Below are 13,424 nucleotides of genomic sequence, written 5' to 3'. Positions count from 1 at the left end.
CCCCCCCCTTTGTCATCACTCTGAAACCACCTAAAAAGGTGGTTTCCTTGTCTGATTTATTCCTTTGTCGATGATTTCCCGTCGATTAATGTATAATCTCCGGTCTTTTTGCTCTTGGATTGTACCAACAGCAAGAGAATGCCAAGGGTGATGCCGATGATGCTCACCACTTGCGCCGTGCGCAGCGGCCCGATGTAGAGGCTGTCCGTGCGCAACCCTTCAATAAAGAAGCGACCGATGCCGTATAAAATCATGTACGCCCCGGCCAGTTCGCCGGAAAAACGCCGCTTCTTCGACAGATAAAAGTAAAGAAAGAGGAAAATCCCCACATCCAGCATGGATTCGTAGAGAAAGGTGGGATGGACCATTTGTCCGCCCACATTAATCGCCCAGGGAACGGTGGTTACGCCGCCGTGGGCTTCGCCGTTCATAAAGTTTCCCCAGCGGCCGATGCCCTGTGCCAAGACGACGCCGGGGGCCAGCATATCGAGCAGTTCAAAAAAGCTGATTTTTTTCGTGCGGCAGTAAATGAATATGGCCAAGGAGCCGCCGATGAGGCCGCCGTGAATGGCCAGGCCGCCGTTTCGTATGGCGAGCACCTCGGATAGATGGGCGCTGTAGTACTGCCACTCAAACAAAACGTAATAGGTCCGGGCGCCGATAATGCCCAGGGGCAAGGCGAAAATGCTCACATCCACCGCCGCCTCTTTGGGCACGCGTGGATTTCGCTCGATGAGCTTTTCCGCAAAAAAGATGGCGAGCAGAGCGCCTGTGGCAATAAAGATGCCGTACCAGCGCACCTCCAGGCCGAAGAGGGTAAATGCCACGGGATTCATTTTACTCTCCTACGATGGCGATGGATTTCGACGCGCCGATGCGACTCGCTCCGGCGGCGATCATGGCTTCGGCGGTTTCTCTGTCGCGAATGCCGCCGCTGGCCTTTACGCCCATCTTGTCGCCGACAACTTCGCGCATGAGCTTCACATCGGCTGTCGTGGCGCCGGCTGTGGAAAAGCCCGTGGAAGTCTTCACGAAATCCAAGCCCGCTTCCTTGGCCAGGGCGCAGGCCTTCTTCTTTTCTTCGTCGGTGAGAAGGCAGGTTTCCAGAATCACCTTGACCACGGCTTCTTTCGCCGCTTCCCTCACGGCCTTCATATCTTCCAAGACCAGATCGTAGTCGCCGCTTTTTAATGCGCCGATATTCAGCACCATGTCGACTTCCTCTGCGCCGTTATCCACGGCTTCCTTCGCCTCAAAGGCCTTCACGGTTTTTGTGTTGGCGCCCAGGGGAAAGCCGATTACCGTGCACACCTTTACAGGTGAATCCGCCAATCGCTCTGCCGCCAGAGATACCCAGCAGGGTTCGAGGCAGACCGAGGCAAATTCATGGGCCTTGGCTTCGTCGATAACCCGAATGACTTCGTCTTTCGTGGCATCGGGATTCAGGATGGTGTGATCGATCATTTTATTTAATCTCATGTTTACTTCCTTTCAATAAGGCAAAAGAGCCCATTACAATGAGCCCCGCCGCCACGATCAAGCCGATTCGCTTGACCATGCCGAAGAAAAATGGCTCGGGGAGCATTTGGATCATCAGATCCGTGGCGGGATCCATTTGCCACAGACTGTTGGAGAAAAAGAGGGTGTGGAAGGTGTACCAAGCCTTGGTGAAATTCACGGCGACCATGGCCGTTAAGACGAGAAAGGTGGCGATCAAAACCAAGGTGGCCCGGCCGACGCTTCTCAGCCCTTCTCTGACGCCAAATCCTTTCGCCAAGCCGAAAAATCCGGCCAAAGCAATGACTGCCGCCGCCACCGAAAGTTTGCGCATCAGGTGAAACAGGGCGTAGACATCCGCCATATGTGCCAATTCGTTCTGATTAAAATAAGGCTTCAACACCCGATTGTCGCCCCGCTTTAAATAATCGCGGAGCCCGTCGGAGATTTTGTCCAATTCATGCAAGGACTTTCCCGTTTCTTCAGGAATTTCATTTTCAATCATCTGCCGATGGTAGTACGCTTTATTTCCGCTGATTAAATCCGTGGCCGTGCCGAACAGGAAAAAGACCAGGCAAATGGCCACAATCGCGGCTAAAATAGGTCTCATTCGTCGTCTTCGTCGTCGTTTTCCCAATTGTGAATGACTTCTTGTACGTCGTCGTTTTCTTCCAACTGGTCGATAAGCTTCGCCATTTTTTTGCGATCTTCCGGATCCTCTAAGACCGTGGTGGTTTGAGGCAGATAGGTGATTTCGGAGATGACGAATTCATAGCCCGCTTCTTCCAAATTTTTCCGCACGGTTTGATATTCTTCCGGGGAAGTAATAATTTCGATGCCGCCCTCTTCGGTGCGAATATCTTCCGCACCGGCTTCGATGGCATCCATTTCAACAACTTCCGGATCCATGCCCTCTTTGATTTCGATGCCCAATTGGCCCTTGCGATCAAAGAGGAAAGAGACGGAGCCGTCGGTACCTAAATTGCCGCCGTGTTTGTCGAAAGCGTGGCGCACATCCGGTGCCGTGCGATTGCGATTATCCGTCAAACATTGCACCATGACGGCGATGCCCGAAGGGCCGTAGCCTTCGTAGGTGATGGATTCAAAGTTGCCGCCGTCGCCTTCGCCGGCTGCCTTTTTAATGGCGCGCTCGATGTTGTCGTTGGGCATGTTTTCGGCCTTGGCGCTGTCGATGGCCGCCTTCAGGGCGGGATTATAATCGGGATCGTCGCCCCCTTCTTTTACGGCGACGGCAATTTTTCTCGCCATTTTCGTAAAGATCTTGCCGCGCTTGGCGTCGGCCTTTCCTTTTTTATTTTTTATGTTGTGCCATTTCGAATGTCCTGACATGATAACCTCCTTTATTCATAACGCTTAATTATAACACGCACCCTACTTATCTTTCAAACCTCGGCGGTAATGCCCGCTTGTGGGCACTGGTTTGGTGGCGACGGGCAATGGCCTCTTTGTGCTCGCCTTCGTTGTTTCCGCGAACGGCACGATCCAACTCGGCGTAGGTAAAGCCCATGTCGTCTTCATCGGTTTGACCGGCATAAAGACCTGCCGTGGGTTTTTTCTCGATGACTTCTTTTGGCAGGCCCAATGCCTTGGCCAGTTCCACCACTTCCGATTTCACAAAGTCCACGATGGGCATTAAATCGCAGGCGGAATCGCCGTATTTGGTGAAGTAGCCGATGTAGTATTCGCTGGCATTGGAGCAACCGCAGACCAGGTAGTTTCTGTCTTGGGCGTAATAATACAAGGTGGTGGTGCGCAGGCGGGGCTTCACATTGGCCTTTGCCATGGCCACGTCGCTTTCAAAGGACGCATCTACGAGGGCGTTAAAGGTGTTCGTTAAATCCACTTTTTCGACATTGAGGTTCAAGCTTTCCGCCACGATTCGGGCATCTTTTTCATCTTGAGGATTGGAGTCGATGGGCATGATAATCCCCAGGGCCTTGTCGCCGAAGGCGCGCTTGGAAAGACCCGCCACCACGGCAGAGTCGATGCCCCCGCTTAATCCGAAGACCACGCCGTCGGCATGGGCTGCGGCCACCGTTTCTCTCATCCATTGAACCACTGCATCAATCTCTTGCTTCATCATTTCCTCCGTAAATAAATTGTTCGTATGCCACGTCATCTACGAGGAGCTTTCCTTCATAGACCGGGCGTTCAGTTTCTTTTTCTTCTATTATATCAACTTCGCCGGATGTGGCGTCTTTCAAATAAGATTCAAAGGCGTCTTTCCCCGACAAATACACTGTCGTCGTCACCTGCACCTGATCGCTGAAGGCCGAATCTAATAGGGGATAGCCACGCTCCCGCATGTAGTTTTCGATGGTGCCGTGGGCGGTGTAGGCGTAGCGAAAGGTAATGTCTACGGCTTCGTGCATTTCCACGACTTTCGCATCGATTAATGCCTCCGATGTTGCCGTGGAGTAGGCGCGGATCAAGCCACCTGCGCCCAATAAGGTGCCGCCGAAGTAGCGGGTCACGACACAGACCACGTTTCTAAGGTCATTTCGCTTCAGCACTTCCAGAATGGGTGGCCCCGCCGTCTTTTGGGGCTCGCCGTCGTCGTCGTATTTTTGAATCAGCCCTTCTTCGCCGATAATGTAGGCGGTGCAGTTGTGGGTGGCGTCTTTTTCCTTTTCGCGAATCGCCGCGATAAAAGCCTCCGCCGCCTCTTTCGTTTCGGCATAAGCCACCCGGCCGATAAATTCGGATTTCTTTTCGATCAGCCGGCTCTCGCCCTTTCGATAGACGGTTTTATACATAGCGCCTCCTTACATAGGCTTTCATTCGGTCATAGGCGCGCTTCGGCAAGGTCGCCGTCATGCACACGCCGTCGGCGTCGTATTCCAAGCGCTCCACCGGGTAATTGGCTTTAATGGCTTCCACCCGATCCATTTCATGAAAGGTAAATTTTAAATCCACTTTCACGTAAAGGCCTTCCACTTTTTTCTGAACGGCTTCGTAAAAATAATCGAATTCCCTATCGTGCTTGCAGGATCCGTAGATGACCGTCTCTTCCGCCGCCATGAAGGGCAGTTTCTTTCCCTCCATTAAATCCTTTTTGTTGACGAAGAGCAGACTGGGTACGTCGGCGGCGCCCAGGTCATTCAATAACTTCCTTGTCGTCTCATAGCGTAGCGCCGCATCCTCCGCCGAGCCGTCAATGACGTGGACAATAAGATCGGATTCTCTCAGCTCTTCCAAGGTGGTGTGAAAGGCCTCCACCAAGGTGGTGGGCAGGTTTGAAATAAAGCCGACGGTATCCGTAACGTATACCACCAATCCATCGGGCAGGCGAATGCGGCGGGTGTCGGGATCCAAGGAGGCAAAGGGCATATCCTCCACGTACACTTCCCGCCCCTTGGCGTTGGATTCTCTTAAGAGTCGGTTCATGACCGAGGACTTCCCCGCATTGGTGTAGCCCACCAAGGCGATGGCGGGCACCTGTGAGTGGATGCGATTTTTTCTGCCCGTATCGCGGATCTTTCGCGCCTGTTTCAACTTTTTCTTCACCCGCTGTATGTCTCCTGAGATGCGTCGGCGGTCGATCTCCAGTTTCTGTTCCCCGGGGCCTCGGGTGCCGATGCCGCCGCCTAAGCGGGAGTAGTTTTTCTTGCCGATTAAGTGGCTCTTTCCGTATTCCAGCTGAGCCAAATAGACCTGGAGCTTGCCCACGTCGGTTTTCGCACGCGAGGCAAAAATATCCAATATCAGGGCCGTGCGATCCAGGACATCCACTTCCAGCACCTTCTCGATTTCACGCATTTGAATGCCGGAGAGGCTTTGATCGAAGATCACAAGATCCACCTCTTCCGCCCGCACGAAATCCTTCAGTTCCTCGAGCTTGCCCTTGCCCATGAGGGTCGCCGGATTAAAGGCGCGCACCTTTTGCTCCATGGATGCCACCACATGGCCGCCTGCCACTTTCACCAGGGCGTTTAATTCCCTTAAACTTTCCTCATAATAATTCTCGGATCCGTCGTAAACCGACGCCGTCACCACTTTTTCTCTTTCTTCCATGACGCCTCCTGCCTAAGCTTCTTTTTAAATATACACAACCTTCCACTTCTACGCAACAATGGCCCATGATATAATGACAAAAAGGGGGTTTCTATGGGGATTAAACATACACTTCGCCGCAAAAAAACATGGCAAATGGTTCTTGCAGCCATACTGTTTCTTCTCGTGCTCTTGGCAGGCATCGTGGCCATTTGGATCGTATCCATACTGAAAGATCTGCCGCCGGTGGATTTCAACGACTTGACTACGTCCATTCCGCAAACATCATACATAGTAGACGCCGAGGGCAATCCCATCGACGAAGTGGATCCCTCCGTCTTCAGCGAAAATATTTCCGTGGATCACGTGCCGGATCATGTGAAAAAGGCTTTTCTCGCCGTGGAAGACCGACGCTTTTACGTCCATCACGGCTTGGATCTGCGCCAATTGGCCGCGAGCATCCTTGCCAATGCCAAAAGCGGCGCCATCGAGCGGGGCGGCTCCACCATCACCCAACAATTGGTGAAGAATGTTTATTTAAGCGGCGAGCAATCCCTTGACCGCAAGATTAAGGAAGCCTACCTTACCTTGGGCATGGAGCAAAAGCTCGATAAAGACGCCATCTTAGAAGCCTACTTAAACCGCGTGGATCTTGGCTTAGGCAGCCAGGGCATCGAAGCGGCATCAAACGCCTACTTCTCCAAACACGCCAAGGACCTTACCGTGGAAGAAGGGGCTCTCTTGGCGGGGATCGTAAAGTCTCCCGCCACTTACCAACCCATTAAACGGATTCCCACGGAAGAAAACGACACCACCGGCGTCATCGCCACCCAAAAAATCGGCGATCACAGCTACGATTTAGTAGAAAATCCCCGCGCCGCAGAACGCAAAAAAGTGGTGCTTCGGGCCATGGCCCAAGCCGGCTACCTCACCTCCGAGGAGGCGGACAACTACGCCCAAATCCCTATCTCTTTTCTTCCCAAAGAAGACGCCCCCGCCCCCTACTCTTCCTACGTGGCCGACGTGATTTCCGATGAAGCCGCCCGCATTCTTTCCAAGACGCAAAGGATCGATAAACAGGCCGCGGAAAAAATGGTGCGAGAAGGCGGGCTTACCATCCAGGCCACCATTGTAGGCGACTTCCAGAAAAAAATGGATGCCCTCTACGATAAGTATCCCGCCCTCATCGCCCGGGGTAGAAGTCGAGGCGCAAACTTTGTCGACTTTACCACTGACGAGAAAGACCGCATGATCGACAACGAAGGGCGCGTGCTCTACTACGCATACGACGGCCTTTTCGACGAAAAAGGCAATATGCATCTTCCCGCAGGGGCCTTTACGAAGACGGATCAGGGCTTTGAAATCGACGGCGAATACTTTACGGAATCCAAGGGGAATATTCTTTTAAAAAATCTCTATTATACAGACGAAAACAACAACCTCCGCACCATGGCCGGTGCCGGAACCCTGTTTCAGGCAGGAGACTTAAAAGATCCCGACACCCTTCTGCTTCAAGGCGATCTCTACGAAACCTATAAAGACGCCATTCAAGTAACGGAAGATGCGCTCATTCTCCCCGCGGATCTGTTTCTCCTTCCGGCAAAGGGCAGTCTGCAACCCCAATCGGCGGCGATTATTGCCGATAATGCCACCGGCGCCGTCGTGGCCCTGGCCGGCGGCAACGACTTAAAAGATCCCGCCCGCCTTCGCTACAATCACCTGACGAGCAAGCGGCAACCGGGCACCGCCATCGTGCCTTTAACTACCTACCTCGCCGCATTGAGCTGTGGCGACACGCTGGCCACAGCCTACGACGACACGCCCATGCGCATAGACGGAATCATTTGGCCCAATGTGGATTCTTTTTACGGCTACGACATTCTGGCGGACAGTGCGGCAAACAATCGCTTGGCCATTAGCGGAAAGATTTTGGAACGCTATGGCTACGATCCCATTCTGAAAAACCTGAATCGCCTTGGCCTTTACAAGGGAGAGCGGCAAGACGATGCCGTGAAGACGCCGAAGGAAAATACCAAGCGCCACGACATGACCTACGATGCCATGGCGGCGGGGAATTTCGTCGACGGCTTGGATCTCATGGCCCTTACCAATAGCTACGCCCGCATCGCATCGCCCATTGATTCGAAAAACTACACGGTTCAGAAAATTACCGACCGTAAAGGCCATGTCCTTTACGAGCACGGAAAAACGGCATCGAAAAAACAACCCATCGAAGACGTGCTTTTGCGCTACGCTTTAGCCCGTTCGCCCCTGGCCAATTCTCTTCGCGCCGCGGGATACGATACTTTCGCCGTCTCGGGTACGAATAAATACAACGCCGACTACTTCGCCATCGGCGCCACGCCTCGCTACACGTACGGCCTGTGGATGGGCAATGATTTACAAAAAATTGCCTTGGCCGGCGATCGCTCCCTCATGGAAAGCTTTTACGCCTCCCTCGTCGCCATTCCCGACGACCGAGAAACTTGGGCACTACCTGCGGGCTTCGAAATGCATGAAGTCAGCGACAAAACCGGCCTCTTGGCCACCACCTACGCCCGACGCGCCCACTCTACGGTGACCCTGCCCTTCGCAACGAACACGGCGCCGACAAAGGAAACGCAGAATTATACGCGCAAGCTTATTTGCTCCGTCTCCGGGCAATTGGCCTCCACCTACTGCCCCTATGAAACCATTACCTACGGTTATTACTTTGTGCGGCCGAAAGGCTACGACCCGAAAGCCTTCGACGGCATCGTGCCCAAAGATTACTACACCCTTCCCACAAGTCATTGCCAAGTGCACTCCAAGGAATGGTACGATGCACAAAATCAAGAAACTGACGACGAGGATCAAGACAACGAAAACAACAGCCGTCAAAACAAAACCAATGGGCACAACAAAACCAATGGGCACAACAAAACCAATGGGCACAACAAAAGCAACCGTCAAAACAAATCCGGCGATCAAAGAAAGACCCAACGGCAAAGCCAATCCGGCCGTCGCCGCTAGGTACTTGCGTAAATCACATGCCTTTCGGGTATGGTCACAGTAGAAGGAGGCAGTCATGAAACTATGGAAAATCGTAAGATTTTTGGCACTGTCTAAAGGTGCCAAAGCATTAAGAAAAAAACCGGTGCGCAAAGCGGCAGCAAGCTTTGTAAAAAGTTACGCTTTGTGGAAATACATTCGCAGAAAATAAAAGCAGCCCTCGCCATTGTCGCGAGGGCTTTTCCATGGAATCAAATCGACGCCACAAACATATTGTCCAGCAATAATAAATTGGTCAGGCTTCCGACACCGCCGGGCACGGAAGTCACGAGATGTGCCTTGTCCACCACCTCATCGAAATCCACATCGCCGGTTAATTTCCCCTTCTCGTCAAAGGCGATGCCGCAGTCGATGATGCACTGTCCTTCGCCGACAAAATCCGCCGTTACCCAGCGTGACTGGCCGGTGCCATAAACCACCACGTCGTAATCTTTCGCCAGTTGCGGGATGTTTTTCGTGCGGGAATGGCCCAAAGTCACCGTGGCGTTTTTATCTAAAAGCATCATGGCCAGAGGCTTTCCGATGACCATGGAGCGGTTAATAATCAACACCCGCTTGCCTTCTAAATCCCCCATGGCTTCGGCGATCATTAAAGCGCTTTTCGCCGTGGCAGGCATCATTTTACCCTGCCCCGTGAAAATCTTCCATTGATTCAAGGGGCTCAAGCAGTCGATGTCTTTTTCCGGCACAATGGCGCGGTCAATGGCCATGGCATCGAAATGCTTCGGCAGCGGATGAAAGATCAGAATCCCGCCGATGCGCCCATCCTTGTTGCCTCGTTCCACTTCCCGCAGGACATCGCCCTCCGAAGCACCTTCGTCGAATACGGTCACCGCCACATCCATGCCGACACTTTCCGCCGATTTCTTAATGGCGTTTTCGTAACTGATGTCCGCCTTTTTATCGCCGATGCGAAGAATCAAAAGTTTATCGCCGATTTCTCTTTCCTTAGCTAAAGCCACTTTTTTCTTTAAATCTTCGAGAAGTTTCTCCCGCAAAGGGCTCACGTCAAATTTCATTAGTTCCTCCTCATTAAAAAAGAGCGGCGAACCGCTCTTCGTGTTTCCGACTTATTATAACACGCGCGTTGCATTGACAAAACGGGAGTCATAATATTTTTCAGATAATTTATTTTGTTTAACCCGTCCGCTGCCGCTGTTGGCGTGGATGAAGGTATCGTTGCCGATGTAAATGCCTACGTGGCTAACGCCCTTGCCCGTGGTGTTGAAGAAGATCAGATCACCCGGTTGCAATTGCGAACGATCCACTTGATTGCCCACTTGGGATTGTGCAGAAGACGTTCTGGGAAGGGAGATGCCCAATTCGTTGACATAAATGGCATAGACGAGACCGGAGCAGTCGTAACCGCCGTTGCCGGTGGCGCCCCATACATAGGGGGAGCCCATTTTGCCAAATGCCGAGTCAATTACCCGTTGTGCCTTGGCGCCGTCTACTTTCGGCGGTGCGGCAATGGGTTCGACCACTTTTTTGACCGGTGCTTGCTTTTGAATCACTTCGCGTTTCACGGCCTTCACGCCGCCTTCGCCGAAGTCTAAGTAGTTGGGATCGATTTGGAAATCCTTGCCTTCATCGTTAAGAATAATGAAGAGGCCGTCTTTGTAGCTGACGACATTAACCGTTTGGTCTTTGGCCAATTGGTAAGCGCCGTTGGCATTTTCAAGTCTTAAGTTTTGCTTTACCTTCGCCGGGGTCGTGTGGGGCCCTTCGATGGCTTCGATGTAAGCATTTTCTACGGATCCGAAAAGACCGTCTTCCGTATTTACCGCCACGGTGTTGGGGTAATGTTTCACTGTTTGAAGTGTTTCACCGATAAAAAGGTTTCTGACAACCTTGCCGTCTTTTTTCAGGATGGCATTTTTCTTTACCGTGTAATATTGGGGCTTGCTTTCGGTTACCAGGATCTTTTCCTTGGGAACGGTGACCTTGGCATTGCCCTTTTGGACTATGTAGCCGCGATCATTGGTATCTACGATGTTCGCTTGTTCTTCTACGGCGAATTTCAATTCGCTTCCGCTGTACAATGTGGTGTTATGATCCTGCACGAAAACGCCGGTATCTCGAAGACCTACTACCGAAATGATTGCCAATGCAGTCGTTCCGATGGCAAGCTTGAACTTTTGATTCATGTAAAAACAACACTCCTTATTCATACTTCTCCTCGAACGATTCCTAAGGATCGTTCCATTCGAAATTAGATTTTTCTTAATGATCTTTTGAAATTATAACACAGATGGTTACAGAATGTAACAATTTGAGAGGTCATTTATGTTACTTCTCTGTTACAGTTCTATGACTTATTATTTCTTTTTTAACAACCCACCTTCCACCTCGGGCTGACTTTTAATTGATTTCAATGGTATACTGTTAATGTAATCGAATCGGAGGTGACGGCCATTGGAATATGAAACCGACTATGACTTATTAAAAGAGAAAATCGATGCCTGCATTGCAAACGGCAGCATCAATGACGGCAAGGAGATCTTCAATACCTATCACTCCGTGGACATCGACGATGTGCTGGAGGATTTGGATACGACGGATCTGCAGTATTTCCTTTTTATGCTGGATCCGGAGGAGATTGCCAATCTTATCGAAAATGCCCGAGAAGAGCTTCAAGTTCGAATGGCTCATTTCTATTCGACAAAAGAATTAATCGATATTTTCAGTTACATGACCAACGCGGATGTGGCGGACTTGTTGGGGCTGTTGCCTACCAGCAAGCGCAAAGACGTCCTGAATTACATGAAGAAAAGCGAATCGAATATTCTTCAAATGATCTTGTCTTACGACGACGACAGCGCCGCAGGGATCATGACGACGGAATTTATTTCCCTGAAACAGTCCCTCACCGTGCGTGAAGCCCTGTTAAAGATCAAAGAAATCGCGCCGACGACGGAAATCATCGAATCGATTTTTATTACGGACAATTTGCACCGCTTGCAGGGGATCGTCGACTTAAGGGAAATTCTCGTGGCCCCGGGCTTTAAGCCTTTGGCGGATCTCGTGGAAAGTCATCCTTTCTTCGTCTATGCGGATCAGGACCAGGAAGAGGCCGCCAATTTAATTTATAAATACGACTTAAAGTATTTGCCCGTCGTGAACAAAAACGAAGCCATCCTCGGCGTTATTACCTCAGACGACATTATCGACGTTATGGAAGAGGAACATAACGAAGATATCTTGGCCATTGGTGGGGTTTCCAAAGACGAAGAATACGACTCCAACTTCCTTCACTCCGTGAAAAGCCGCCTGCCTTGGCTCGTTATCAATCTCTTTACGGCCTTTATGGCTTCGGCGGTGGTTGCCATGTTTGAAGACACCATCAGCCAAGTAGTGGCCCTTGCCGCCGCCATGCCCATTGTAACAGGCATGGGCGGGAACGCCGGCAATCAGGCCCTTTCCATCGTCTTAACCAGTTTAGCCCGAGACGAAATCAGTTTGGAAGAAGACCTGCCTTTGGTTTTAAAAGAGATCGGTCTCGGCATTTTCGACGGCGCCGTCATCGGCTTTTTCGCCGGCATCGTCTTGTATCTGAAGTACCATAATGTGTATTTGGGGCTGATTATTTTTGCCGCCATGATTTTAAACATGGTTATCGCAGGCATCGTGGGCTTTTTACTGCCCCTTTTATTCGACAAGTTAAAGATCGACCCGGCCATTTCATCGCCGATTTTTCTCACCACATTTACCGATGTGTGCGGGTTCTTTATTTTTCTCGGCTTGGCCTCTGCCCTCTTGGCTAAATTAGTTTAATCCCTATAAACGACATAGATGCAAAAACCGAAGGTTGTGTGCCTTCGGTTTTCTTTTTCCCTAAACGGGTTTATTTTGCAATTGTCGTATAGATGCGCTGAGCCAGTACCATGGCCTGCTCTCTGGAGGCGTGGGTCTTGGGCCTAAACGCATTGTCTTGATACCCGTCCATCAGTCCCATGGAACGGAGTGTGTAGACGGATTCACGTGCATAGGGGCTGATTTTGTTGTGATCGCCAAAGGGCGCGCCGCTTGTTGCGTTTTCTTTCACGCCTACGCTCTTAATAAAGCGCGCCAGAATCGTCGCCATATCTTCCCGAGTAATCTTGGCATTCGGCGCAAATTTTCCGTTGCCTACGCCGTTGACCAGGCCTAAACGGGATGCGATGACCACGGATTCGTTTTTCGTGTCTTTAAAGGGGCTCTTGCCCGCCACCAAATGAACCCGTTCCACTTTTTCATAGAGGCGAACCATGACTTCCGTAAACTCTTCCCGGGTAATGTCTTTTTTCATGTCAGCCTTCACCGAAGGCGGAATCAATCCGTTTTTCCCGGCATCCCTTAATTCCTCTACAGACCAATTGCTGGAATTGTTAAATACCGGGCGATAGCCTACGGATACCGCATTGGTGTAGCCGCTTTCGCCCGCGCCGATGTAGCGGACGCGGAAGCTGTAGAGATTGCTCTCCAAGGCGGGATTCGCTAAATTCGAAAATTGCGCTCCGGAAAGCTTCACTTCCGCACGGTCCTTGTCCTTTGCAGTGAGTTTGCCTTTAAAGCTTTGGCCCTTTGTTGAAGACCAGGGATTTTGATTGACTGAGCTGTCGATTTCAAAGGCCACAGTCTTGCCCGATGCCAATTGCTTCTTCACCCAATCGGGATTGATCCAACTGAGCGTAAAGGCATCGTAATTTCCGCTTTCACTTTGTGTCAAGGCCAAGGCCAAATTTTTCGGGCTTTCGACACCTTGGGCGAAGACGCCTGTTGCGGGTAGTAAGATGGACGCACATAAAAAAAGTGCCAATAACCGTTTCAATGTGTATTTCAATGGTAACATCCTTTCTTTGCTTCTAAAGCTCCTAAAACTA

The 13,424-nt window shown here is 51.1% G+C and carries 13 protein-coding genes; 3 read left to right on the top strand and 10 right to left on the bottom strand.

What is annotated here, in order from left to right; genetic code table 11:
• Nucleotides 1-56: 56 nt before the first annotated feature.
• The 7 genes from lgt to hflX are packed head-to-tail and all read right to left on the bottom strand — an operon-like array spanning nucleotide 57 to nucleotide 5,532.
• The gene (lgt, locus tag WKT05_RS06045; RefSeq protein WP_340413345.1) at nucleotides 57-836 is read right to left on the bottom strand and encodes a prolipoprotein diacylglyceryl transferase; all 780 of its coding nucleotides are present in this window, start codon (nucleotides 834-836) and stop codon (nucleotides 57-59) included.
• Between the two features lies 1 nt (nucleotide 837).
• The gene (gene deoC, locus WKT05_RS06040) at nucleotides 838-1,479 is read right to left on the bottom strand and encodes a deoxyribose-phosphate aldolase (RefSeq protein ID WP_215507785.1); all 642 of its coding nucleotides are present in this window, start codon (nucleotides 1,477-1,479) and stop codon (nucleotides 838-840) included.
• Nucleotides 1,466-2,107: a TIGR01906 family membrane protein gene (locus tag WKT05_RS06035; protein WP_340413344.1), complete on the bottom strand. Its 642-nt coding sequence runs from the start codon at nucleotides 2,105-2,107 to the stop codon at nucleotides 1,466-1,468. The genes deoC and WKT05_RS06035 overlap by 14 nt, the downstream gene beginning before the upstream one ends.
• Nucleotides 2,104-2,847 carry a YebC/PmpR family DNA-binding transcriptional regulator gene (locus WKT05_RS06030; protein WP_340413343.1) on the bottom strand — a complete coding sequence of 248 codons (744 nt, stop codon included), beginning with the start codon at nucleotides 2,845-2,847 and terminating at the stop codon, nucleotides 2,104-2,106. Before WKT05_RS06030 ends, WKT05_RS06035 begins: the two co-directional genes overlap by 4 nt.
• A 46-nt stretch (nucleotides 2,848-2,893) precedes the next feature.
• Nucleotides 2,894-3,598 (bottom strand): NAD(+) synthase, encoded by a 705-nt coding sequence (nadE, locus tag WKT05_RS06025; RefSeq protein WP_340413342.1) that lies wholly within the window; start codon nucleotides 3,596-3,598, stop codon nucleotides 2,894-2,896.
• Nucleotides 3,582-4,274, bottom strand: coding sequence for a YigZ family protein (locus tag WKT05_RS06020; RefSeq protein WP_340413341.1), 693 nt, complete (start codon nucleotides 4,272-4,274; stop codon nucleotides 3,582-3,584). Before WKT05_RS06020 ends, nadE begins: the two co-directional genes overlap by 17 nt.
• Complete coding sequence (gene hflX / locus WKT05_RS06015; RefSeq protein WP_340413340.1) at nucleotides 4,267-5,532, bottom strand: GTPase HflX; 1,266 nt, start codon at nucleotides 5,530-5,532, stop codon at nucleotides 4,267-4,269. The genes WKT05_RS06020 and hflX overlap by 8 nt, the downstream gene beginning before the upstream one ends.
• A 93-nt stretch (nucleotides 5,533-5,625) precedes the next feature.
• Here hflX and WKT05_RS06010 point away from each other — a divergent pair, with 93 nt between their 5' ends.
• Nucleotides 5,626-8,523: a transglycosylase domain-containing protein gene (locus WKT05_RS06010; RefSeq protein WP_340413339.1), complete on the top strand. Its 2,898-nt coding sequence runs from the start codon at nucleotides 5,626-5,628 to the stop codon at nucleotides 8,521-8,523.
• 55 nt (nucleotides 8,524-8,578) lie between these two features.
• A complete protein-coding gene (locus WKT05_RS06005) occupies nucleotides 8,579-8,713 on the top strand; it encodes a hypothetical protein (RefSeq protein WP_285814620.1) in 135 nt (44 codons plus the stop codon).
• A gap of 40 nt (nucleotides 8,714-8,753) precedes the next feature.
• On the opposite strand, the gene WKT05_RS06000 is transcribed toward WKT05_RS06005, so the two are convergent.
• A complete protein-coding gene (locus WKT05_RS06000) occupies nucleotides 8,754-9,581 on the bottom strand; it encodes a bifunctional 5,10-methylenetetrahydrofolate dehydrogenase/5,10-methenyltetrahydrofolate cyclohydrolase (RefSeq protein WP_340413338.1) in 828 nt (275 codons plus the stop codon).
• A 54-nt stretch (nucleotides 9,582-9,635) separates the two neighbouring features.
• Nucleotides 9,636-10,709, bottom strand: coding sequence for a C40 family peptidase (locus tag WKT05_RS05995; RefSeq protein WP_215508194.1), 1,074 nt, complete (start codon nucleotides 10,707-10,709; stop codon nucleotides 9,636-9,638).
• A 268-nt stretch (nucleotides 10,710-10,977) separates the two neighbouring features.
• Between WKT05_RS05995 and mgtE the strand changes: the two genes are divergently transcribed.
• Complete coding sequence (gene mgtE / locus WKT05_RS05990; RefSeq protein ID WP_215508195.1) at nucleotides 10,978-12,336, top strand: magnesium transporter; 1,359 nt, start codon at nucleotides 10,978-10,980, stop codon at nucleotides 12,334-12,336.
• A gap of 70 nt (nucleotides 12,337-12,406) precedes the next feature.
• Here mgtE and WKT05_RS05985 read toward each other — a convergent pair whose 3' ends face one another.
• Nucleotides 12,407-13,384 carry an S-layer homology domain-containing protein gene (locus WKT05_RS05985; RefSeq protein WP_340413337.1) on the bottom strand — a complete coding sequence of 326 codons (978 nt, stop codon included), beginning with the start codon at nucleotides 13,382-13,384 and terminating at the stop codon, nucleotides 12,407-12,409.
• Between the last annotated feature and the right edge of the window lie 40 nt (nucleotides 13,385-13,424).

Source organism: Peptoniphilus sp. HCN-40583, assembly GCF_037892835.1.
Classification (GTDB): domain Bacteria; phylum Bacillota; class Clostridia; order Tissierellales; family Peptoniphilaceae; genus Aedoeadaptatus; species Aedoeadaptatus rachelemmaiella.
This window is presented reverse-complemented; position numbering and strand designations above follow the sequence as displayed.

Excerpts from the sequence above, each read along its gene's own strand:
- nadE (WP_340413342.1), bottom strand. The coding sequence starts at position 3,598 with ATGAAGCAAGAGATTGATGCAGTGGTTCAATGGATGAGAGAAACGGTG.
- lgt (WP_340413345.1), bottom strand. The coding sequence starts at position 836 with ATGAATCCCGTGGCATTTACCCTCTTCGGCCTGGAGGTGCGCTGGTAC.
- hflX (WP_340413340.1), bottom strand. The coding sequence starts at position 5,532 with ATGGAAGAAAGAGAAAAAGTGGTGACGGCGTCGGTTTACGACGGATCC.
- WKT05_RS06010 (WP_340413339.1), top strand. The coding sequence starts at position 5,626 with ATGGGGATTAAACATACACTTCGCCGCAAAAAAACATGGCAAATGGTT.
- WKT05_RS06005 (WP_285814620.1), top strand. The coding sequence starts at position 8,579 with ATGAAACTATGGAAAATCGTAAGATTTTTGGCACTGTCTAAAGGTGCC.
- WKT05_RS06000 (WP_340413338.1), bottom strand. The coding sequence starts at position 9,581 with ATGAAATTTGACGTGAGCCCTTTGCGGGAGAAACTTCTCGAAGATTTA.
- WKT05_RS05995 (WP_215508194.1), bottom strand. The coding sequence starts at position 10,709 with ATGAATCAAAAGTTCAAGCTTGCCATCGGAACGACTGCATTGGCAATC.
- WKT05_RS06020 (WP_340413341.1), bottom strand. The coding sequence starts at position 4,274 with ATGTATAAAACCGTCTATCGAAAGGGCGAGAGCCGGCTGATCGAAAAG.
- WKT05_RS06035 (WP_340413344.1), bottom strand. The coding sequence starts at position 2,107 with ATGAGACCTATTTTAGCCGCGATTGTGGCCATTTGCCTGGTCTTTTTC.
- deoC (WP_215507785.1), bottom strand. The coding sequence starts at position 1,479 with ATGAGATTAAATAAAATGATCGATCACACCATCCTGAATCCCGATGCC.
- WKT05_RS06030 (WP_340413343.1), bottom strand. The coding sequence starts at position 2,847 with ATGTCAGGACATTCGAAATGGCACAACATAAAAAATAAAAAAGGAAAG.